This window comes from Streptomyces sp. NPDC058576 (assembly GCF_042718715.1).
Classification (GTDB): domain Bacteria; phylum Actinomycetota; class Actinomycetes; order Streptomycetales; family Streptomycetaceae; genus Streptomyces.
In genome coordinates this window covers 72214-95304 of the sequence record NZ_JBHXPF010000016.1, presented here as the reverse complement: position 1 = coordinate 95304, position 23091 = coordinate 72214, and the positions used below count along the sequence as shown (strand labels likewise).

At 72.2% G+C, this 23091-nt stretch carries 10 protein-coding genes and 1 riboswitch; of the genes, 4 read left to right on the top strand and 6 right to left on the bottom strand.

All coding sequences use genetic code 11. The features are described from left to right. Positions 1-11: 11 nt before the first annotated feature. On the top strand, positions 12-776 hold the full coding sequence (locus ACFWRV_RS14570) for a cobalt-precorrin-6A reductase (protein WP_384333549.1): 765 nt from the start codon (positions 12-14) through the stop codon (positions 774-776). On the opposite strand, the gene ACFWRV_RS14565 is transcribed toward ACFWRV_RS14570, so the two are convergent. The 3 genes from ACFWRV_RS14565 to ACFWRV_RS14555 are packed head-to-tail and all read right to left on the bottom strand — an operon-like array spanning position 761 to position 4297. Beyond that, on the bottom strand, positions 761-2296 hold the full coding sequence (locus ACFWRV_RS14565) for a precorrin-2 C(20)-methyltransferase (protein ID WP_384333546.1): 1536 nt from the start codon (positions 2294-2296) through the stop codon (positions 761-763). The genes ACFWRV_RS14570 and ACFWRV_RS14565 overlap by 16 nt on opposite strands. 59 nt (positions 2297-2355) lie before the next feature. Continuing rightward, positions 2356-2982: a precorrin-8X methylmutase gene (locus ACFWRV_RS14560; protein ID WP_384333543.1), complete on the bottom strand. Its 627-nt coding sequence runs from the start codon at positions 2980-2982 to the stop codon at positions 2356-2358. 28 nt (positions 2983-3010) lie between these two features. After that, a complete protein-coding gene (locus tag ACFWRV_RS14555; RefSeq protein ID WP_384333540.1) occupies positions 3011-4297 on the bottom strand; it encodes a cobalamin biosynthesis protein CobG in 1287 nt (428 codons plus the stop codon). Positions 4298-4530: 233 nt separating this feature from the next. After that, a riboswitch (cobalamin riboswitch) is annotated at positions 4531-4616 on the top strand. Between the two features lie 117 nt (positions 4617-4733). Here ACFWRV_RS14555 and cobN point away from each other — a divergent pair. Together cobN and ACFWRV_RS14545 are read left to right on the top strand one after the other, a co-directional pair. After that, positions 4734-8339 carry a cobaltochelatase subunit CobN gene (cobN, locus tag ACFWRV_RS14550; RefSeq protein ID WP_384333537.1) on the top strand — a complete coding sequence of 1202 codons (3606 nt, stop codon included), beginning with the start codon at positions 4734-4736 and terminating at the stop codon, positions 8337-8339. Between the two features lie 86 nt (positions 8340-8425). Continuing rightward, a complete protein-coding gene (locus tag ACFWRV_RS14545; protein WP_384333534.1) occupies positions 8426-9541 on the top strand; it encodes a DUF4037 domain-containing protein in 1116 nt (371 codons plus the stop codon). Positions 9542-9630: 89 nt separating this feature from the next. Here ACFWRV_RS14545 and ACFWRV_RS14540 read toward each other — a convergent pair whose 3' ends face one another. The 3 genes from ACFWRV_RS14540 to ACFWRV_RS14530 all read right to left on the bottom strand — a co-directional run bounded on the left by ACFWRV_RS14540 (position 9631) and on the right by ACFWRV_RS14530 (position 16807). Continuing rightward, positions 9631-11433, bottom strand: coding sequence for a lysyl oxidase family protein (locus ACFWRV_RS14540; RefSeq protein ID WP_384333531.1), 1803 nt, complete (start codon positions 11431-11433; stop codon positions 9631-9633). A 281-nt stretch (positions 11434-11714) separates the two neighbouring features. After that, complete coding sequence (locus ACFWRV_RS14535) at positions 11715-16169, bottom strand: hypothetical protein (protein WP_384333528.1); 4455 nt, start codon at positions 16167-16169, stop codon at positions 11715-11717. Continuing rightward, entirely contained in the window at positions 16166-16807 is a 642-nt protein-coding gene (locus tag ACFWRV_RS14530) for a hypothetical protein (RefSeq protein WP_384333525.1), read from the bottom strand. Before ACFWRV_RS14530 ends, ACFWRV_RS14535 begins: the two co-directional genes overlap by 4 nt. Positions 16808-17206: 399 nt before the next feature. Between ACFWRV_RS14530 and ACFWRV_RS14525 the strand changes: the two genes are divergently transcribed. Next, positions 17207-23089, top strand: a complete 5883-nt coding sequence (locus ACFWRV_RS14525; RefSeq protein ID WP_384333522.1) for a hypothetical protein — start codon at positions 17207-17209, stop codon at positions 23087-23089. The last annotated feature ends 2 nt before the right edge of the window (positions 23090-23091 follow it).

Genomic DNA, 23091 nt, shown 5'->3' with positions numbered 1-23091 from the left:
AGTCCGTTCCGATGCCTGTGCCTGTGCATGTGCTTGTTCTGGGAGGGACCACCGAGGCCCGCCGGCTGGCCGAGAGCCTCGCCGGTGACCGGCGCGTCCGTGTCACCACCTCGCTCGCCGGACGGGTCGCCTCGCCGACGTTTCCGCCCGGTGACGTGCGCGTCGGCGGGTTCGGCGGGCCGGACGGGCTCGCCGCCTGGATGCGTGAGCACGACGTGGACGCCCTCGTCGACGCCACCCACCCCTTCGCCGCGACCATGAGCCGGAACGCGGCCGAGGCCGCCGCCCGGGCCCATGTTCCCCTCCTCGCCCTCCGCCGGCCCGGCTGGGCCGCCCAGGACGGTGACCGCTGGCACGTCGCCGGATCGCTCGCCGAGGCCGCCGAGCTGCTGCCCGCGCTGGGGGAGCGGGTCTTCCTCACCACCGGGCGGATGGGGCTCGCCGCCTTCGCGGGCACGGACCTCGACGCGCTGTGGTTCCTCGTACGGTCCGTCGACGCTCCCGAGCCGCCCTGGCCGGCCCGGATGGAGGTCCTGCTCGACCGGGGGCCGTTCGATCTCGCGGGCGAGCGGGAGATCATCCGCCGGTACCGCCTCGACGTCCTCGTCACCAAGGACAGCGGCGGCAGCGCCACCGCCCCCAAGCTTCTCGCCGCCCGCGAGGCCCGGATACCCGTCGTGGTCGTACGGAGGCCACCGGTACCGGAAGGTGTCCCGGTGGCCCGTACGCCCGACGAGGCCGTGCGGTGGGTGCGCCGGCTCTACGCCTCCGGGTAGCGGCGCGGCGTCCACACGATGCCCCGGTCGGCGTCGGAACCGTCCCTCCGTACCCACCGCGTCTGCGACGAGCCCACGATCAGCAGCGTCCGCATGTCGACCTCCGCCGGGTCGACATCCGCCAGCCGCACCGTGCGTACGCTCTCCGTCGGGCCGCCGACGTCCCGTGCCAGGACGACCGGGGTGTCCGGGGAGCGGTGCTCCAGGAGCAGGTCGCGGGCCTTGCCGACCTGCCACGTACGGGACTTGGAGCCCGGGTTGTACAGAGCCAGCACCAGGTCCGCCGAGGCCGCCGCGCGCAGGCGTTCCGCGATCACTTCCCACGGCTTCAGCCGGTCCGAGAGGGAGATCGTGGCGTAGTCGTGGCCCAGCGGCGCCCCCGCGCGGGCAGCGGCGGCGTTCGCCGCGGTGACGCCGGGCAGGACCCGGACGGGAAGGTCCGCGTACGCCTCCTGCGAGGCCACCTCCAGGACCGCCGTCGCCATCGCGAAGACCCCGGGGTCGCCGCCCGAGACCACCGCGACCCGGCGGCCCCGCCGGGCCAGGTCCAACGCGAACTCCGCCCGCTCCGACTCCACCTTGTTGTCCGAGCCGTGCCGCGCCTGACCCGGTCGGACCGGCACCCGGTCCAGGTAGGTGGTGTAGCCGACCAGGTCGTCGGCGGCCGCCAGCGCGCCCCGCGTCTCCGGCGTCAGCCACAGCGGGCCCGCCGGGCCGGTGCCGACCACCACGACCTCGCCGGTGGTCCGTCCGGAAGGGCGCGGCGCGTCCACCCGGCTCGGCAGCACCGCCACCGAGAAGTACGGGACCGACTCCGGGTCGACGTCGGCCAGTTCGCCCGTACGCTCCCCGGCCATCGTCGCCCGCTCGACGTACCGCGCCTCGTCCAGCCGCCCCGATGCCTCGAACGCCCCGCGCACCGCGGGGAACGTCCGCCCCAGCTTCATCACCACCGCCGTGTCCGTCGCGGCGAGACGGGCCGTCAGCTCCTCCTCGGGGAGCGTGCCGGGCAGGATCGTGAGGATCTCCTCGCCCTCGACCAGCGGGGTGCCGAGGCGGGCCGCTGCCGCGCTGACCGAGGTCACGCCCGGGATGACCTCGGTCGCGTACCGGCCGGCCAGGCGCTTGTGCATGTGCATGTACGAGCCGTAGAACATCGGGTCGCCCTCGGCGAGGACCGCGACGGTCAGGCCCGCGTCCAGATGCGCCGCGAGGCGGGCCGCCGCCTTCTCGTAGAACTCCTCCAGCGCGCCCCGGTAGCCGCCCGGGTGGTCCGTGGTCTCCGTCGTGACGGGGTAGACCAAGGCCTCCTCGACGTGGTCGGGCCGCAGGTGCGCCGCCGCGATGGACCGGGCGATCGAGCGGCCGTGCCGGGCGCTGTGGTACGCGACGACGTCCGCCTCGCCGATCGCCTGGACGGCCCGCAGCGTCATCAGGTTCGGGTCGCCGGGGCCGAGCCCGACACCGTAGAGCTTGCCGGTACGGGTGTCCTTCACCGGAGAGGTCACCGGAGAGGTCACCGGAGAATCCGCCGGAGGAGCCGCAGGAGAGGTCACTGGAGAGGTCTTCGGAGAGTTCACTACTCTTCCTCGCTCGCGATGGCGTTGAGCGCCGCGGCCGCTATCGCGCTGCCGCCGCGCCGGCCCCGGACGATCAGGTGCTCCAGGCCCGAAGGGTGCTCGGCCAGCGCCTCCTTGGACTCCATCGCGCCGACGAAGCCGACCGGGACGCCGATCACGGCGGCCGGGCGCGGGGCGCCCTCCTCGATCATCTCCAGCAGCCGGAACAGGGCGGTCGGGGCGTTGCCGACCGCGACCACCGCCCCCTCCATCCGGTCCCGCCACAGCTCCAGGGCCGCCGCGCTGCGGGTCGTGCCCATCTTCGCGGCCAGCTCCGGCACGGACGGGTCGGACAGCGTGCACACCACGTCGTTGTCGGCGGGCAGCCGCTTGCGGGTGACCCCGCTGGCCACCATCGCCACGTCGCAGAGGATCGGCGCGCCGGAGCGCAGGGCCGCGCGGGCGTCGGCCACGGCGTTCGGCGAGAAGGCGAGGTCCGTTACGAGGTCGACCATGCCGCAGGCGTGGATCATCCGGACGGCGACCTGGCTCACATCGGCGGGCAGCCCGGTCAGATCCGCCTCCGCGCGGATGGTGGCGAAGGACTGGCGGTAGATCGCCGGTCCGTCCTTCTCGTACTGGTGCACAGTGCTGTCGCTTTCTTCAGCTGATGGATCAGAGGGATCGGGCGCGGGCCGCGGCCACCGCGGCCGCCAGCGCGGCCGGGTCGTCCCGGACCGTCTCCGGGGCCTCCCGCCGCTCGCCCCGTACGTGCGAGATCCGGTGCCCGTCGGGTGTGACCACCACGTCGATCCACTCCCCGTGGGGGTGGCCGCAGCGGCGTTCGCACCCGGACCAGTACACAGGTAGCCGCCCGGGCGGTCCGACAGCGGCCCCCGCCTCGGCCCGCACGTCGGCCAGCGACTTCGCGCAGCCGGGGCGGCCGATGCACGCGCCGACACCGGTCCACGGGGAGTCGGGGGCGGTGATCAGCCCGGCCGCCGCCAGGGTGTGGAGCGCCTTTGCCGCGTCGTCCGGCCGCCCGAAGGGCCCGGGGACGACGATCCCGCGCCACGGGGTGAGCCGCAGCTCGTCCCCGTACCGCCGGGCCGTTTCGGTGAGCAGCCGCCACTGGGCGGGAGTGAGGCGTCCCAGGGGTACGTCGACGCTGATCGCGGCCGGGGAACCGTGCGGGCCCGGCGCGGGGGGCGTGGCCGTCCGCGGGCGGGGGCGGCGCACCGCCGGGCCGGCCGCCTCCCCGATGGCACGGACCAGCCCTGCCCGTACCTCGTCGGGCAGGTCCTTCACCCGCCACGCGCCGGAGTCCCGGGCGGCGCGCAGGAACGCCTCGGCGGCCAGGAGGGCGGTGCGCGGGGCATCGGCAGCGGGGACCCGGAACACCTCGTCCTCGGCACCGATCCGCAGCAGGACTTCCGCGCCCTCCGCGATCAGGGTCACGTCCGCCCCCAGCGCGTCCACGTCACCGCGCCCGTCGTCCAGGGCGAACAGGAAGCGGCCGGAGAGCGCGGCGGCGGCGGCCGACCCGCAGACCAGGGCGTCCAGCTCGGCCAGCCGGTGGCCGAGTGCGGGGGAGCCGTCCAGTCCGGCGAGCGGCGAGGCCACGATGTTGCGGGCCCGCTCGTGCGCGGCGGACGGCAGCAGCCCGGCGGCGGTGAGCAGCGCGGCGAGCCCGCCGCCGCACTCCGCGTCGAGGCCGCGCAGCTGGACGTTTCCCCGCGAGGTGAGATGCAGTTCCCCGTCGCCGAACCGGCCGGCCGCCGCGAGCAGCGCGTCCGCCCGGTCCGCGCTCAGCACCCCGCCGGGCACCCGGACCCGGGCCAGCGCACCGTCGTCGGCCCGGTGCAGCCGCAGCGTTCCCGGGCAGGCGTCGCCGCCGTCGCGGGGGGCCGGGCCGCCCGCGGAAAGGGGCGAGGGGGCGGAATCGGGCATGGCGGCGAGCATACCGACCGTGCCGATCCGATCGGCGGGCTCTCCGCTGTGACCTGCGGGACAGGGCCCGCCACCCGCGCCCGCGCCGAAGGGGTCCCGTCCACGCCCGGGCCCAGGTCCGGATGCGTCCCGCCTCCGCAAACAGTGATCACCACCGCACCCCCGCCCCCTGCCCCGCCCCACCCCCGCCGCTTAGGATGCAGGCGGTGGTCCGTTCAGGCCGCCATCGCCAGACGGCGACAGGGGAGGAAGCCCGGTGAGATTCCGGCGCGGTCCCGCCACTGTGAGCCCGGCCGCCGCCATCACCGGCTGCCGGGCGAGTCAGGAACTCCCTTCCCCGAGCGCCCGGTTTCCCACCGGGTGCGGTGCCCGGCCCTCCGCCGGGCGGCAGGGGAGACCCTCCGACACCGCCCGGGGCGTGGACACCCCGAGGAAGGCCTGACGCAGCATGATCCTGCTCCTGTCGACGTCCGACACCGACCTCCTGAGCGCCCGCGCTTCCGAGGGACCGGTCAGCTACCGGTACGCCAACCCCTCCCGCGTCTCCCTCGACGGACTGCCGGACCTGCTGGACGGCGTCGACCTCGTCGTCGTACGCCTCCTCGGCGGCGTACGGGCGTGGCAGGAGGGGCTCGACGCGGTGCTGGCCACCGGCCGCCCGGTCGTCGTGCTGACCGGTGAGCAGGCCCCCGACGCGCAGTTGATGGCCGCCTCCACCGTGCCGATCGGCATCGCGGCCGAGGCGCACGCCTACCTCGCGCACGGCGGTCCCGCCAACCTGGAGCAGCTGGGCCGGTTCCTCTCCGACACCGTGCTGCTGACCGGCCACGGCTTCGAGCCGCCCGCCCCGGCCCCCGCGTGGGGCCCGCTGGAGCGGGAGGCCCGCGCGGTGCCCGAGGGTGCGCCGACGGTCGCCGTCCTCTACTACCGCGCCCACCACATGAGCGGGAACACCGCGTTCGTCGACGCGTTGTGCACCGCCGTGGAGGACGCGGGGGCCCGTCCGCTCCCGCTGTACGTCGCCTCCCTCCGTACCCCGGAGGCCGACCTCATCGACCAGCTCCGCGCCGCCGACGCCATCGTCACCACCGTCCTCGCGGCGGGCGGCACCAAGCCCGCCGAGGCCTCGGCCGGCGGTGACGACGAGTCGTGGGACGCCGGGGCACTGACCCAGCTCGACGTGCCGATCCTCCAGGCGCTCTGCCTCACCAGCCCGCGCGCCGCCTGGGAGGGTAACGACGAGGGCGTCTCCCCGCTCGACGCGGCCACCCAGATCGCGGTGCCCGAGTTCGACGGGCGGCTGATCACCGTCCCCTTCTCCTTCAAGGAGATCGACGAGGACGGGCTCCCGGCGTACGTCGCCGACACCGAGCGCGCGGCCCGGGTTGCCGGGATCGCCGTACGCCACGCGAAGCTCCGCACCATCCCCAACGCGGAGAAGCGCATAGCGCTCGTGCTCTCCGCCTACCCGACCAAGCACTCCCGCATCGGGAACGCGGTCGGCCTCGACACCCCCGCCAGCGCCGTCGCCCTGCTGCGCCGGCTGCGCGCCGAGGGGTACGACTTCGGGCCCGGGGAGGAGATCCCGGGACTGGTCTCCGGCGACGGCGACGAGTTGATCTACGCGCTGATCGACGCGGGCGGCCACGACCAGGAGTGGCTGACCGACGAGCAACTGGCGAAGAACCCGGTCCGTATTCCGGCCGCCGACTACCGCCGCTGGTTCGCCACCCTCCCCGAGGAGCTGCGGCTCGCGGTCGAGCGGCACTGGGGCCCGGCCCCCGGCGAGATGTTCGTCGACCGCTCCGCCAACCCGGAGGGCGACATCGTCCTCGCGGCCCTGCGGCGCGGGAACCTCCTCATCCTCATCCAGCCGCCGCGCGGCTTCGGCGAGAACCCGATCGCGATCTACCACGACCCCGATCTCCCGCCGTCCCACCACTACTTGGCCGCCTACCGCTGGATCGCCGCCTCCGCCGAGGACAACGGCTTCGGCGCGGACGCCATGATCCACCTGGGCAAGCACGGCAACCTGGAGTGGCTGCCCGGCAAGAACGCGGGTCTGTCGGCCGCCTGCGGTCCGGACGCGGCCCTCGGCGATCTCCCCCTGGTCTACCCGTTCCTGGTGAACGACCCGGGCGAGGGCACGCAGGCCAAGCGCCGTGTCCACGCCACGCTGATCGACCACCTGGTGCCGCCGATGGCTCGCGCCGACAGCTACGGCGACATCGCGCGCCTGGAGCAACTCCTCGACGAGCACGCGCAGATCGCCGCGATGGACCCGGCGAAGCTGCCCGCCATCCGCGCGCAGATCTGGACGCTGATCCAGGCCGCGAAGCTCGACCACGACCTCGGGGTGGCGGACCGCCCGGAGGACGAGGGCTTCGACGACTTCATCATGCATCTCGACGGCTGGCTCTGCGAGATCAAGGACGTCCAGATCCGCGACGGTCTGCACGTCCTGGGCAACCCGCCCGCCGGGAACGACCGGGTCAACCTGGTCCTGGCGGTCCTCCGCGCCCGCCAGATCTGGGGCGGCACGGCTTCCCTCCCCGGGCTGCGCGAGGCGCTCGGCCTCGACGAGTCGGCCGCCACCCGCACGGACGCGGACACCATCGAGGAGCAGGCCCGCGCGCTCGTCCAGGCGATGGACGACGCCGACTGGGACGTGGCCGCCGTGGCAGGGGTCGCCGCAGGCCTGCCGGACGCGGTGGCCGACATCCTGACCTTCGCGGCCACCGAGGTGGTCCCGCGCATGGCGGCCACGACCGACGAACTCACCCACGCCGTGCACGCGTTGAACGGCGGCTTCGTCCCGGCCGGCCCGTCCGGGTCCCCGCTGCGCGGCCTGGTCAACGTCCTCCCGACGGGCCGCAACTTCTACTCGGTGGACCCGAAGGCGGTCCCCTCCAAGCTGGCATGGGAGACGGGCCAGGCCCTGGCCGACTCGCTCCTGACCCGCTACCGCACCGACAACGGCGACTGGCCCACCTCGGTCGGCCTGTCCCTCTGGGGCACCAGCGCGATGCGCACGGCGGGCGACGACATCGCGGAGGCGTTCGCGCTGCTCGGCATCCGCCCCGTCTGGGACGACGCCTCGCGCCGCGTGACCGGCCTGGAACCCATCCCGTACGAGGAGCTGGGCCGCCCCCGCATCGACGTGACCCTCCGCATCTCGGGCTTCTTCCGCGACGCCTTCCCGCACACGGTCGGGCTCCTCGACGACGCCGTACGCCTGGCCGCCTCGCTGGACGAGCCGGCCGAGCGGAACTACGTACGGGCGCACACCCAGGCCGACCTGGCCGAGCACGGCGACGAACGCCGGGCGACGACAAGGATCTTCGGCTCGCGGCCCGGCACCTACGGCGCGGGCCTCCTCCAGCTCATCGACTCCCGCGACTGGCGCACCGACGCCGACCTCGCCGAGGTCTACACGGTCTGGGGCGGCTACGCCTACGGCCGTGAGCTGGACGGCCGCCCGGCCCGGGAGGAGATGGAGAGCGCCTACAAGCGCATCGAGGTCGCCGCGAAGAACACCGACACCCGCGAGCACGACATCGCGGACTCCGACGACTACTTCCAGTACCACGGCGGCATGGTGGCCACCGTGCGCGCGCTGAAGGGCACGGCCCCGGAGGCGTACATCGGGGACTCCACCCGCCCCGAGACCGTGCGCACCCGCACCCTGGTCGAGGAGACGTCCCGCGTCTTCCGCGCCCGCGTCGTCAACCCCAAGTGGATCGAGGCGATGCGCCGCCACGGCTACAAGGGCGCGTTCGAGCTGGCGGCCACCGTCGACTACCTCTTCGGCTACGACGCCACGACCGGCGTCGTCGCCGACTGGATGTACGACAAGCTCACCGAGACGTACGTCCTCGACCCGGAGAACAAGCAGTTCCTCCAGGAGGCCAACCCCTGGGCCCTGCACGGCATCGCGGAACGCCTGCTGGAGGCCGAGTCGCGCGGCATGTGGGCCAAGCCCGACCCGGCGGTGCTGGACGCGCTGCGCCAGGTGTACCTGGAGACGGAAGGGAATCTGGAGGGCGAGGACTGACCCGGAGGCGCGCGCGGATGTAACGCGGTGGTCCCTGCCGGACATATGCGATGGCCTCCGCCGCCCCCACCCCGCACAGTGGACGCATGACGACGCCCGCCCGCGCCTTCCTGCCCGGTCTCGACCTGTCCCGGATCCTCTACGAGGAGGCGGTGCGGCCGATTCTCGACGCGGAGTGTCCCGGGCTGCGGTACGCGGCGGCCCGGGTCGGCGCCGGCTCCGAGGTGCTCGGGTTCGACACCGCCCGGTCGGCGGACCACGAGTGGGGCCCGCGCCTGGACCTGTTCCTGGAACCGGCGGACGCCGCCGCGTACGGGGAGCGGCTGCACCGCCTGCTCGCCGAGCGGCTGCCCAAGCAGGTACGCGGCTGGCCGACGCACTTCCGGCACGCCGACCCGGGGGACCCGATCGGGCACATGGCCCCGACCGAAGGACCGGTCGACCACCGCGTCTCGGTCGACGACGTCGGCGGGTGGCTGCGCGACCGGCTCGGGCTTCCGCTCGCCGGCCCCGGCGGGGAGCCCCGGGAGCCGACGGTCCGCGACTGGCTGGCCATGCCGCAACAGAAGCTGGCGGAGAGCACGGGCGGCGCGGTGTTCCACGACGGGGTGGGCGCGCTGACCCGGGCGCGGCAGGAACTCGCCTGGTATCCGGACCAGGTGTGGCGCTATCTGCTGGCCTGCCAGTGGCAGCGGATCTCCCAGGAGGAGGCGTTCGTCGGACGCTGCGCCGAGGTGGGGGACGATCTGGGGTCCGCCGTGGTCGCGGGGCGGCTCGTGCGCGACCTGATGCGGCTGTGCCTGCTCCTGGGGCGGCGGTACGCGCCGTACGGCAAGTGGCTGGGGAGCGCCTTCGCCCGGCTGCCCGGGGCCGGCGAACTGCTGCCCTCGCTGCGGGGCGCCGTCACGGCCACGGACCACCCGGAGCGCGAGAGGCACCTCTGCGACGCGTACGAGGCCGTGGGCGCGCTGCAGAACCGCACGGGTCTTGCCGAGGAAGTGGACCCGGCCCGACGGCCCTACCACAGCCGCCCGTTCCAGGTGCTGCACGCCGAGCGCTTCGCCCACGCGCTGGCGCGCACCGTCACCGACCCGGACCTGCGGTCCCTGCCGCTGACCGGGAGCGTGGACCAGTGGGCGGACAGCACGGATCTCCTGATGCGTCCGGGGGCCGTGCGGGCGGCGGTGGACGCGCTGGGCTGACGAGCCCCACGCCGCCGGCCCCGGGAAGACTCTCCCCGGGGCCGGCGGAACGTACGGGACGCAGCGAATCAACGCACCGTCGGACAGGACTAGTTGGCGTTCACCAGGTGATGGGCGGGGACCTTCACCGTGCGGGCGCCCTTCTTGCCGCCGAGGACGACCTTGCGCAGGGCGCTGTTGTTCTTGTGGTTGGTCTCCTTGAGCCGGTTCTCCGGGTTGGCGAGGACCTGGATGTAGTACGTGCCGTTCGGCAGGCCGGTGATGTCGAAGGACTGGCCGGGCAGGTCCTGGGTGTAGGTGTCACCGGAGCCGACGTCGAGCACCTCGCGGACGGAGATCGAGTTCTCCTGGCCGCACGCGGTGGACAGGTCGGTGTTGTCCGGGTGCCAGTTGGCGTTCTTCACCGTGTAGTCGACGGCGTCGGTGTTGGCCAGGCAGAACGCCTCCTTGCCGCTGCGCACCGACTCCTTCTTGTCGGCCTTCAGCAGCCGGTAGCTGGCGAAGTCCGTGAAGTGCCAGTGCTCGTGGCCCGAGCGCGGGTCCCACTCCATGGTGCCGGTCGGGGTGTAGCCGACCTGCTTGCCCTTGGCGTCGTAGAAGTACTGGTAGGCGTCCATCAGCTCCTTGCCCGGGGAGCGGAAGCCGTCCACGACGAGCTTGGCCGGGCCCGCGTTCCACACGTTGGCGCTGAAGGCGAGGTAGTCCTTGCCGGGCTGCTCCTCGTAGCCGTCGCTGACGGTGATGCCGTACGCGGGCAGCGAGCGCAGGTCGGGCTTGGGCACGTCGGGCACGGCGGCCTTGCCGGTGGGCCGCTTGGCGTTGGGCTTCGCGCCGGGGGCCTGCCGCGACCCGTCGGTCTGCCCGGAGCGGTCTCCCACCTTGGCGGCCGAGAAGGCCTGCCGCTGGAGGGACTCCTTCTTCAGCGCCCAGGGCAGGGCCGGCGGAGCCGGCGGGTAGGGCCCGTGGCCGACGTTGAACGTGGGGCCGGCCCCGGTCGTCCGGGTGGCCGGCGCCTCGGTACGGGCGGGGGCGCCGTGCGCGGCGTGGGCGCCGTGCCCGGACGCGGCGGAGGGCGCGTCGGCGGCCTGCCCGTGTCCTTCGTGCCCGGTGTGCCCCTGGTGCCCGGCGGCGGACTTGCGAGCCGCGCCGCGGGGAGCGGCGGCCGCGCCCTCCTCCTCTTCCCAACTGCGCTCCCGCACCGTGACCTTGATGGTCTGCGGCTTGTTCGCGATGCCGAAGAGGTCGCGGTACTTCTTCGTCACGGAGATCTTGGCGGTGTAGGTCCCGGCGGCCAGCTGGACCGGCTTGGAGTAGTGCCCGGCGTAGGTGTTGGACGCCCAGCCGTTCTCCACGCCCCACACCGAGCCGAGGGTGAAGGGGTTGACCGGGCAGCTCTGCGGATACTTCGACTTGGCGGGCGCCTCCGGCCGGATCCGCCCGGAGGCGTTGTTGGGGCAGAAGGCCTCGGTCTGCTTCAGCACGGTCTTGCCGGCCGCGTCGGTGACGGAGACCTGCGCGAAGTCCGGCAGCCCGGAGAAGTCCTTCACGAGCCCGGCGGGAAGCGCCTTGTTCGTGGTCTTCTTCCCGTTCCGGAGCACCTGCGTGGCGACGACCGGATCCTTGTACGACTTACGGGTCACCTTCAGCTCGAAGGCGCCGTTCTCCGAGGTCAGATAGGTCCCGAGGTCCAGATAGACGCCGGGATCGTCCTTCCACGAGTCGAGCGTCACCGACGTGGAGGCGGCGATCAGGCTGAGCTTCGGCGTCGGCTCCGCCGTCTTGGCGTCGGGCGCCGCGGCGACGACGCCCGCGGTCACGGCGACGGCCGCGGCGACGGCGATGGAGGGGCGGGTCAGGCGGTTGGTGCGGCCCTGCGGGGATCTGGTCATCATTCCTCGTACTTCCGGCTTCCGGGTGCGTGACGGAACGTGGACGAGCAGCACGGCCCCAACTCACCCGTGGCGACGCTGTGTCCGACCTGTGAGAGGCGGCAGGCGCGCATCGGGTTGTCTCCTGTCCCCCGAGTGGCGCAGGGTGTCCGAAAAGGGACCCTCCTCCCTGGTACGGCTGTGGGCCATCCCGTAGGCCCCGTACGGTTCGGGCCGCCGCTGGAAGCAACCAGCACCGCGACTTCGAAGCCCGCGCGTTGAGCCAGGTCAGCGACCCGTCCGCGTCAGTTCCCGGCAGGGATCGGGTCCGGGGCCGGGGAGATGAAGGGGAACCCGTCACTCTCGGGCGGGGCGGCGGCCAGGGAAGGGCAGACGCGCTGGAAAGGCACGCCCGGTGCGATGGCCGCCCACTCGGCGGTGGTGGGGTTGGCCGCGGCCAGCCGGCAGGCGCGGGCGACGGGATCGCGCAGCGTGGCACCGAGTTGTGCGATGTTCCAGCGAACGGTGGTGCCCGGGTAGTTGTAGGTGGTCAGGAAGGCGTCGTCGGACGAGACGGCGAGCGCCTCGGCCCCCACGCCGAGGGTGAGTGACGTGACCGGGTGCGGCGCGGCGGGATCCGACACGTCCCATACGAGGACCTGGGTGCCGGAGCCGCTGCCCGTGAGCAGCCTGCCGTCCCCGCTGAACGCGTAGGGCCCGTCTCCGTCGCCGGTGCGGAGCCGGCTCAGGAAGCGGGGACGCCTGGGGTCGGACACGTCGAAGAGGAGTCCTCTGGCCTCGCTCACCACGAGGGTCCTGCCGTCGGGGGCGAACGCGTGCGGGTCGGCGAGCCGAAGGGCGGAGTCCGCGTCGGGATCGGGCAGATCCGACAGCTGCTCGGGCGCGCGCGGGTCGGTGACGTCGTACAGGGCGGAGTCGACCGCGAGGACGCGGCCCCGGGGATCGAACAGGACCTTCGGGGTCCCGGTCTTCACCTCGACGACGCTCAGCCGCTCCGGCCGCCCTGGCCGGGAGAGGTCCCACAGCGTGACCGTCTTCCCCGCGCCGACCGCCATCAGGTCACCCGGTACCGAGATGGCCAGGGAGTGGACACCGGTGCCGGTCGGGGCGAGGTTCAGCCGGAACTCCCGGACCGGGCGACCGGGGTCCTTCACGTTCCACACGGTCACGGTGGACTCGGGGCCCTCGACGGCGAGGCGGCCACCGTCCGCCGAGAACCATTGCCCGCGGTATCGGAGGCTCCCCGGCTCGTCGATCCGGACCACGCCCGCCGGGCGGCCCGCGGAGCGCCCCGTCAGCGGGATCAGGCTCAGCTCACGCTCGGCGGTGGCCAGGGCCAGCAGCCGCCCGTCGGGGGCGAGGGCGGACGCGATGCCCTCCTCCAGCCACCGGTAGTAGTTCCGGGTGGACGGCTCGACGGGCCGCCCGGCCTCGGTGGGGGTCAGCCGGTCCGTCAGCGACCAGAAGAGTACGGACCCGCTGCCGTCGCCACTCGCCAGGGTGCGGCCGTCGGGTGAGAAGGCCAGTGCCGAGACGGTGATGTCGTGTCCGGTGAAGACGGCGGAACGGACGGGCCGGGTCCGGGAGATGTCCCAAAGAGTCGCAGTGTGGTCCGTGCTGCCTATCGCGAGAAGACGGCCGTCCCTGCTGAGCGCGACCGCTTCCGCCGAGCCGCCGTGCCCGCTGATCACCGCGGTGCGGCGGGCGTCGGCGGGCCGGGTGACGTCCCACAACCGGACCTGGGCGTCGCCGGACGCGACGGCAAGGGTGCGTCCGTCCCGGCTGAAGACCAGCGAGCGCACGGGGCCGCCGGTGCCGTCGAGCGAGCCGAGGCTCCGCGGGCGGCCGGGATCCCCGGTGTCCCACAGCTCCACCGTCCCGTCCTGCCATCCCAGTGCCAGGACACCGGCGTCCGGCCCGAAGGCCATCGCCTTGATGTTGCTCTTCCGCTGCGGGATCGCGGCGCGGGCGCGGGCGGCGCCGCGCCCCGGATCCACCGACCAGAGCCTCGTCTCCCCGACGGTGGAGGTGACCAGCATCCGGCCGTCGGGACTGAACGCGGACGCCTCCATGGACCCTTCCAGTCGCATCGGCATCCTGCCCTGGGGCCGTGGGCGGTTCCGGTCCGCGAGGGAGAACCTGCCCAGGGAGTTGTCCAGGTCCGCTCCGGTGAGGAGCAGGGACCGGCCGTCGCCGATCCAGACCGCGGGATTGCCCCAAGGGAGGGACTTCTCCGTCACGACCTCGGCCAGCTCCCGCGGCTCACCGGGGCTGGACGCGTCCCACAGCCCGACGACACCGTTGCCCCCACCCACGGCCAGGGTCCGACCGTCGTCGCTGTAGGACAGCGAGTCGACCGAGATGTCGGGTGCCTTGATGGAGCCCGCGTACTGCGTCGCGGTCAGCACGTCCATCAGCGTCGCCCGGCTCTGCGGCGATGGAGCCTCGCGATACGCGGCGACGGCGAGCAGCAACGCCGACTTCGGGTCCGTGCTGATGTTCGCGCGGGCGGCGGCCTGGAGCTGGCGGTTCTGGGCGGTCTCGCCGTTGGCGCGGGCGGTCGACCGCTGCTGGTACGCGACACCCGCGGCGATCAGTGCCGCGCACAGCGCCAGCACCGCCCCTCGCAGCGTTCGTTTCAGCCGCCGTGTACGGCGGGCCTCCCGCTCCCGTTCGGCGCCTGCCGCCCGGACACCGGCGGCCAGGAACTCACCGTCCAGCCCGCGGTCCAGGCGGCCGCCTTCGAGCAGGCCGTGGGCGCTCTGCAGCCGTATTCCCCGGTAGAGGTACGCCGGGTCGTGGCCTGCGGCCTTCCAGGCGTCGGCGTCGTCGGTGATCCGGCGGCGGAGGACGAGTTCGGTGCGGTCCTCGTCGATCCACTCCCGAAGCCGGTCCCAGGCGCGCAGCAGCGCCTCGTGGGAGATCTGGGCGCCGTCCTGGTCGAGGGTGACGAGCCGGGCGTCGACGAGCCGGTCGAGGAGGGGGCGCTCGCGCAGCGACAGTTCGTCGACCGGGATCCGGCGCCGTACGGCGTCCTGGGAGGCGTCCGGGCCGACGTCGACCATCCGCAGCAGCAGCTTGCGCAGGTCCGCTCTCCCGGAATCGCCGAGATCCCCGTACAGCTTGTCGGTCGTGGTGGTGACGGACCGCCAGATGCCCCCGGTCGCCTGGTATCCGGCGAGTGTGAGGGTGGCGCCGCTTCGACGCAGCCAGGTCTCGCGCAGGGCGTGCGCGAGGAAGGGGAGTCCGGCCTGCTCGGTCTGTCCGGCCGGGCCGCCCCGGAGGTCCTGCAGGAGACGGTCGGTGAGCCCGTCCTGGAGCCTGAGCCCGGCGGCCTCGGCGGGCTGTTCGACGGCAGCCCGCAGATCGTCCCCGGTCATCGGCGACACGTTCAGCCGGTGACGGTCGAGGGCGCGCACGAGACCGGGGTGGGCGAGGCAGCTGCCGTAATGGTCGGCCCGCAGGCCCAGCACGACGCGCGGCCCCTCGTGGCGCCGCGATGTCAGGAGGGTGATGAACCGGTCGCGTTCCCCGGCGTCGCGGCAGCTGGTGAAGACCTCCTCGAACTGGTCGACGATCAGCAGCCGGCAGACCGGGTGGCCGCGCAGGGGCGCGGGAAAACGGCCCCGGTCGAGCGCGGCGCGCACCTGCTGCCGGCTCCGGCCGGTGGCCCGCGCCCACAGGTCGGCCAGGGCGTGCAGCGGATGCTCGCCGGGGGCGGGCAGCGTGAGGACGGGCCAGGCTTCGGGGTGCCGCTCCAGGCGGGCGAGGAGCCCGGCCCGCAACAGCGACGACTTGCCGACGCCGGACGCTCCCACGAGGACCAGCGGAGAGGGTGCGACACTCGCCACGAGAGCGGTGAGGTGGTCGGCGAGCGCGTCCCGGCCGCGGAAGTAGCCGCTCTCCTCGACCGGGAAGGGCTTCATACCCGGGTACGGGCAGGGCACGTCGGCGGGCGGGGCCGCGTCCGGGCCGGGGGCGGCGCGGTAGGCGGCGTTGGGGGCGAGGACCAGTTTGTCGAGTGTCCCCTCGCTCTGCCGCCGCGGTTGGATGGGCTCGCCCCGGAACTTGTGCGTGAGCGCGGTGTGCAGGTGGTCCAGGGTGAGATGCGGAGGGCCGGTGGGGTCGCCCGACCGGAGGAGTTCCAGGAGCCGTCCGCCGAACAGCGTGTGCCGCTCGCCCTCGGGCGCGTACGAGAGGGCGAGGTACGAGGCGGAGCTGAGCAGGAAGCTGCCGCTGGGACGCATGGAGACGAACGGATCGGCCCGCCGGCTGCCGTCGGGCAGGTCGGCCAGCCCGGAGAAGCAGCAGTCCAGGACGACGGCGCTGCCTCCGGCCGTGCGACCGAGCAGCCCCTTGAGCGTGCGGTAGGGGACGGCGCCGGAGACCTGCCCGGCGGAGCGGCAGGCACGGGTGGCGAGATAGAGCTCGTCGTCGGGTCCGAGCAGGCCGTGGCCCGCGTAGAGGAGCAGCACCACCCCGGTGGCCTCGTCGACGACCCGCTCCACGGTCGCGACGACGTCTTCGGGACGGGCGTCGGCGGGGACACGGTGGATCCGGTCCTCGGCAATGCCGCAGACCGCGTGCAGCACCTGCTGGAGGTCGTCGAGTGTCGTGTCGACGGACGGCAGGTCCGGCAGTGCCGAGCCGTCGGTGTGATGCCCGGTGCCGACGAGGATCGCGTGGACCCCCGGCGCGGCAAAGGATCGGGGGCTCGCAGCGGACGGGGGGCGGGTCACGGGGAGGACGGAGCGCCGTCGCGAGGGGCGACGGGGCGACCGGGCTCAGCCTGCGCGACGGACACGTGGCCGCCGCTCCCGGGCGGTGTACGCGACCCCGTACGCGTATCAGCGATCGGTACGTCACCCTCAGCGTCCGGGCCTTGGCCGACAGCCCGTACGTCCGCGTCCGGGCCTTGGCCGACAGCCCGTACGTCCGCGTCCGGGCCCGGGCCGACAGCCCGTACGTCCGCGTCCGGGGCGCCGCCCGCGTCGTCCGGCCTGCCCGCCCCGACCAGGTCCGCCGCCAACTGGCGGGCCAGGTCGTTCGTCTGCTGGGCGTCCAGCCCGCGCACCTGGGTCGTGGAGATGGTGATCTCCGTGCCGTCGGGGCGGATCATGGTGATCGTCTGGCTGCCCCGACGGGTCTGGGCCCACGCGACGACCGCCCCGGCGAAGACCGCCGCCACCCCACCGGGCGCCAGGACCGCGAGCAGTGCGTCGGCAGCGATCCCCATGGCGCCGGGCGTCGGTTCCGCGTGCGTCGCGCCGCTGCGGATCCGGCCGCGCAGTTGTGGCTCGGCGCTCAGCCAGCGCCGTAGTTCGTGGGCGCCGTTCGGGCCCTCCCCGGCGACCGTTATCCCTGTGGGCATGAGCATGTGCACACAGTACGGGCGATCACAGGAGCGACGCAGGCGGTCCGGTACAACAACTGAGGCCGGAGCCGCACCAGTTCGGCCACTTTCTTCGCTCCGGCAACACCCGCGGGCGTGACGTCCGCCGACCATGTCGGGCCAAGTCCCCCTGCGCCACGGCTTTTCTGACCATTTCCGTCGATCGCGAAGATTCGAGGTGGTACAACGAATCCGGACAGACAGAGGGCGAAGAGGCCGGCGGCGCGCCCGGCTGACCCGGGAGGACGTATGGACGCGAGCTTGCGGCTTTCTCACCCCGAGTATCAGGACGTCGCCACCGAAGCCCTGCGGCTGTGGTTACCCTCTGCGAGCCTTCTCTTCGAGCCGATGCCTTCAGGCCGATCAGGAGCTGAGCTGGTCAGCGTGGACATCAGTGGGAACAGCGGCGACATCCAGCCGGGTACCTACGTGCTCAGGGTCGGACCGGAGGAGGAGGACCTCTCCGAGGCGAACGAACTGGCGGCCCACCAACTCATCCGTGACGCGGATCCAGCCTTCGCGGAGCGGCACATTCCGCGTCTCCTCCGTATCGACCAGCGGCGCAGCGGCGACACCCGGCTGGTGACGTCGCTCCACCAACTGGCCGGCGGCAGTCTCAGCCAGTACACCTCGCCGCGCAGCCAGTCCACGAGTCTGCTGCGCGGCGCGCAAGCGATATCCCGCGAAGTCCTCAGTGCCTGGGCCGCCCCGCAGGACGTGGAGCTGATGCGGCCTTCCGAGCTGCTCCTCGCCGTCGTCGGTGAGGCGAAGGTCGACGCGTGCCTGGCCGCCACCTCCAGCCTCTTCCAGACGGAAGTCCACCAGGAGGACGGACACGCCTTCCTCGACCCGCGCACCGTCCTGGGCGGAACCGAGGACACCCACCTTCCGGTCCTGCACGGGATCTGCCACGGCGACCTGCACACGGGCAACCTCCTGGTCCCCCGGGACGAGATCGAGGCCGCCGACGACGCCTTCTGGATCGTCGACATGGACCAGGCACGACGATCGGTCGTCGGATTCGACCTGGCGTACCTCGAGGTCAGTGTCCTGGTGAACATCCTGCCCACCATCCGGCGCCCCGTACTCGCCCGGTGCCTGGAGGCCGCCGAGGACACGGTGGTCAGGGCCGTGCCGGACGACTGCCACTGGCTCGTGGAGTTCCTGCAGAGAACACGGGCCGGCATCCACGAATGGATCGTCGAGCAGCCAGGCCGGATGGACCCCCTGTACCAGCAGCTCATGCTGGCCCGGATGGCCGCCGCCCTGCTCTGGGCCCGGCGGTTTCCCGAGACGGACGACCGCTCCCGGATCTGCGTCGCCTACGCCGGCTGGTATGCCATGCGGTATCGCCGACGGTTCCCCGCCAGCACGCCGCAGCGGCAGGAAGCTCTTCCGTCCCCCACCCCACCCGATGAAGCGGGACGGGTCGAGCAGGTCCGAGAGGATCTCTGGAGCTCCTTCTGGTCCACGGTCTCGGGATTCGCCCCCCACGCTGCTCGTTACGTCCTGGTCGCGGAGCAACTGCCGCGCGCCCCGTCCCTCGCGGCACTCGGACGGATCCCCTGGTCGGTGATCGTGGACCTCGACCCGGTCTCCGACGGTGACGGCCTCCGCCATCTGGCGGGCCCCGTACTCGACGCACAGCGCGCGGTCCACATCTTCACCGAGGACCGGCCAGTGATCGACTACGACCGCGGAACGGCCTGGTTGCTGGCCGTCGGCTCGGTGCTGCGCCGGGAGCCCGCGCTGGAGGGACGCGCGTGGGTGATCCGGCGCCTGGACACCGTGCGGCGCCTCACGACGTCCTTACGCCAGTCCCTCGGCGATACGCCGGTGTGCGTGCTGGTACTCGAAGGCGGCACCGAGACCAAGCAGGGGTCGGGCCGGGACCGGCTGCTGCGCGTGATCGAGGCCATGGACGAGATGCTGCACGGCCAAGCGACGTTCCTGCACGCCGGACTGGCCGAACTGCAGCCCGCCGTGCCGATGATTCAGGTGCCCCTTCCTGTGCCCGACCTGCTGGAGCGACTCACCGAGACGCTGGGCACCAGCGCCGAGTACCTGGACTACACCGTGCCCGCCCTCGACAACGGAACCGTTGCCATCTCACCGGAGACCATGCAGAAGCTCCGGGAGCACCTGGTCATCCTGTACGACGGCATCGAGGCGTCCGTCCTGCCGAGCGACGATCGCCACAACGACGCGTTCTGGCGTGGTGGCCTGATCAGTTGGGGCGACCTGGACGCGGGCCTGGACGTGGTGCGGTCCGTCAACGACGGCCTGGTCGCGGCCGTGCGCGAAAGCTTGAAGCAGCACCGGACCCGGACCGTCCTCGTGGAGCACCGGCCGGGCGCCGGCGGCACCACCGCAGCTCTGCGCGCGGCCTGGGACCTGCACTACGAGTACCCGGTGGCGGTGCTGCCCAACGGTGTCGCGGTCGACCCGTCCCGCGTACCGCTCATCGCGGATCGGCTGCATCTGCTGTACACGATCACTCAGATGCCGGTGCTGCTCGTCGCCGAGGCCGGTGACCTGAGCGAGTCCTACCGCGAGGTGCTGTACCGAGAGCTGGCCAGACGCAACACGCGGGTGACGATGCTTTTCGTCCGGCGAAGGGTCGCCGAGGCGAGCCGGGGTGCCCTGCAGGTGTCGGAACCGCTCAGCGAGAAGGAGACCGCCGACTTCCTCGCGCGCTATGCCGCGCTCGTCGTGGACCCGGGGCGTGCCGACGAACTGCGCCTGCTCGGCACCGACCAGTACGAGCGGTACCGCACCCCCTTCTTCTACGGGCTGATCACCTTCGAAAGGGAATTCACCAAGCTCTCCACGTATGTGCGCACTCATCTGGATCATGTTCGCGGTCGCGCACGTGACGTCATGCAATACCTCGCGCTGGCCACCATTTTCTCCAACACCGGTCTGCAGTGCGAGCTGGTACAGAAGCTGATGAACGTCTCCACGCCCTCCGCCGAGCTCGACCTGTCCGACGTGCTGGGCCCGGAAGCGGCTCGTCTGGTCGCCGTACGCTCCGGCCGGGTGCGCCTCCAGCACCAACTCCTGGCCGAGCAGGTGCTGTCCGAGTTGCTCAACGACGACCGCTGGGACCGGCATCTCAAGGACCTGGCGATCGACTTCATCAAGGCGCTGGCGATCACTACCGACGTGTCGGCGGAGCCAGTCCGTGTGCTGCTGCGTCAGATGTTCGTGGACCGGCAGGGCGGGTCGGCCGACGGGGTCGAGGACCGGCGGAAATTCGCGCCGCTGATCGAGCAGCTGGACCTCAACTCCGCGCACCAGGTACTCAAGTCCCTCACTGAACACGTCCAGGACGAACCGCACTTCTGGAATCACTTGGGTCGCCACCAGATGTACCGGCTCAACCGGGAGCTGGACAAGGCGGAGGAATACGTCGCCAAAGCAGTCGCCCTGGCGGAGTGGGACTTCCTCCACCACCACACGCTCGGCCTCGCACGGCGAAGCCGCATGCGCCAGGCACTGCGCGACGCCAAACGGCGCGGTGTGCCGGCCGTCATGGCCGCCGCCGACCGGTGGTTCGCGCAGACCGTCGAATGCTTCGCCATGTCCCGCAAGCTCAACGCGGAGAACATCTACGGTTACGTCACCCATGTGCAGGCCGTGGTCGACGTCGCGAAAGCCATCAAGGACGCGGCCCGCGTCTCCTCCATCGCGGAGCTCAACGCCGACGCCAGCGAATGGGTGGCGGAGAACCTCGCGGACGCCAACTTCCTCCTGAACGAGGCGACGCAGCTGTACGGCACCCTGGACCACCGCGACGACTATCTGGTGCGGTGCCAGGCCGACATCAAGCGGCTGTACGGGGACCTAGACTCGGTGGTCGAGCTCTGGGAGCTCGCCGTCGCCGGAGCGCGCAGCACTCCGATGGTTCAGCGGGCACTCGCGCAGGCCTACTACGTGCGTGGGGGCCGCAGCTGGCGAGAACTCGACCACTCCGAACTGGTCCGCATCGTCGAGCTCGCACGGCAGAACCTCTCCAGAACGGGCTGCAAGGAGGAGGACTACCGGCTCTGGTTCGAGGCCTACAAGCTGCTCCCGGAGTTCGATATCGACGAGGCCCTTTCTCAGCTTCAGCTGTGGTCGGACCGCTTTCCGTCATGGCGCGCCCGCTACTACCGGTACTGCCTCTTCTTCCATCTGTGGTTCACCGGGCGTAGCAATGACATCGAGGCATTCCGCCTCGAACAGCAACAGGCCGAGAAATACGTAGTGGGCCGGTCCAATCGGTCCTACCTGTGGCTGTCCACCGGTCCACAGTGGTATCCGATGATCGCCGACAGCGACCTGGGTGAGTGGAACCGCCGGGAAACCTTCTGGACGAACACCTCGCACCTGCAACGGGTGAACGGCGTCATCGAATTCATGCGCGGGCCCCAGGCAGGCACCATCCAGCTCCACGGCTCGGTGACCGCATTCTTCGTTCCGTCCCGGGGGAACTTCCTCCCCGACAGCGACGAGAACGAGCCGGTCAATTTCTTCCTCGGTCTCAGTCCCGAGGGGCCACGCGCCTGGGATGTCAAACAGGGCCATGTCGAGGACGCCGTACATGCCAGGCAGGCGGTCTCCAGCGAGCCGGTGCGACCGCTGGCCGCACGGGAGACCGTGGACCTGGCACCGGCCCAGGTCGCCGCTCACGCGGCCACTCTCACCCGGCAGCGCAAGATCGACTTCTGCGTCGCCCTGCTGGAAGCCTGGCAGACAGTCGGCGACACACCACGCCTCTCCCGGCTCGCCGAACGGGTCAAGGCCCGTTTCCGCTATGACGGCGACGATATCGAGGAGCTGCTTTCCGAGTCGTCGCGTATGCAGTTCTTCGCCGAAGAGGACGACCCCCTGGTCCAGCTGATCGAGGTCTCCGGCCGTCCGGCCGTGCCGACGGCGCCCGGCCTGACGCCGTCCCTCAAGGGCGCGGGCCAACTGGGCCGGATCTCTTTCGTGAACGAGGCCGAGGGACACGGGATCGTGGAACTGGCGCAGGGCGGTTGGGCGCGCTTCAAGTTCGAGGACGTCAGAGGTCGGACGAAGAACCCCGTCCGCGGCCAGATTCTGCGCGCGATCGTGATCGAGGTCGACCGGCACAACGGGAGGAACGCCCGGGGCATCGAGCTGTTCTCCCTGTCCGCAACCTTGGTGGACGGCGAGGTGGTGCCGGCGGAAGGGCTCCGGGAGCGCGTCGAGACCGATCTGCGCGATGAGTTCGAGGAGCGGGTGGCGCAGGGAATCAAAACGGTGCCCGTTCGGGAACTCGAGGATTGGCTGGAGGACAGGTTCGTCGGCTGTCGGTCACTGGCGGAACGCCTGGGGCTGTCGTCCCTCGGGCAGCTGTGGGCCGGACTCGACTGGCTGAAGCAGAGCGGCAGTGCCGGGAGCAGGACGCTGAGACTCTCGAACGACAAGGTCTTCGGGCGGGTACCGATACCCCGTACGGACAGCGCTGAGCGGCACGTGCGCGGCGAAGAGGCCGACCGCTTCGGTGACCTGCTGACCTCCGTGGTCGCCGAACTGCGGCGGGCCAATGGCGGCAGGCCGCCCACGATCTACAACGTGAAGAACGCGCTGGCCAAGAAGCTGGGCCAGGCGTACAAGGACGTCGTCGGCGGGCCCCTGAAGCGGCGGATCGAGCAGCAGCCGGGATGGAAGCTGCAGGAGATCAAGCCCGGGGTGCACCTCGTCCAGCAGACCGGCGGGCAGCCTGCCCCCGCACTGCCGCAGGGATCACCGGAGTCCTTCGCGTCGGCGTTGGCGTATGCGGCGGACTCCCTGTCCGCGCAGGGCAAGGAGCCCATCCTGCAAGTGATCGGGCCGATACTGCGGACCCGGCTCGGAGCGCGGTACGCGACCGTCGTCGGCTCCTCGCTGAAGCGGCGGATCGAGCGCGAACCCGGGTGGCGCCTCGAGGAGATCCGCCCCGATGTGTTCGTCCCTCACCGGACGGGGCCACCGGCAGTGACCGCCGAAGTGACGCCGGCGGACCGGGTGGAGGCGGACGTCGCGGCGGACTTGGGCGCCGTGGTGCGGCGACTGCGGGCCGAGAAGGCCGAGGCACAGCTCACCCAGGTCGGCCAGGCCCTACGGAAGCGGTGGGGGGCCGAAACGTATCTGAAGCTGACCCGCAGCCGACCACTCCGCTCCTTGGCGGAGCAGCACGGCTGGCAGGCCCACGAGGTGCGGCCGGACGTATGGGTCCTGCGGAGCCAGGACGAGCAGGCCACGGAACGGGAAGGGTAGAA

What these genes read in the sequence shown, in the direction of transcription:
- ACFWRV_RS14570 (WP_384333549.1), top strand. Translation starts at nt 12, where the DNA reads ATGCCTGTGCCTGTGCATGTGCTTGTTCTGGGAGGGACCACCGAGGCC.
- ACFWRV_RS14555 (WP_384333540.1), bottom strand. Translation starts at nt 4,297, where the DNA reads ATGCTCGCCGCCATGCCCGATTCCGCCCCCTCGCCCCTTTCCGCGGGC.
- cobN (WP_384333537.1), top strand. Translation starts at nt 4,734, where the DNA reads ATGATCCTGCTCCTGTCGACGTCCGACACCGACCTCCTGAGCGCCCGC.
- ACFWRV_RS14545 (WP_384333534.1), top strand. Translation starts at nt 8,426, where the DNA reads ATGACGACGCCCGCCCGCGCCTTCCTGCCCGGTCTCGACCTGTCCCGG.
- ACFWRV_RS14540 (WP_384333531.1), bottom strand. Translation starts at nt 11,433, where the DNA reads ATGATGACCAGATCCCCGCAGGGCCGCACCAACCGCCTGACCCGCCCC.
- ACFWRV_RS14530 (WP_384333525.1), bottom strand. Translation starts at nt 16,807, where the DNA reads ATGCTCATGCCCACAGGGATAACGGTCGCCGGGGAGGGCCCGAACGGC.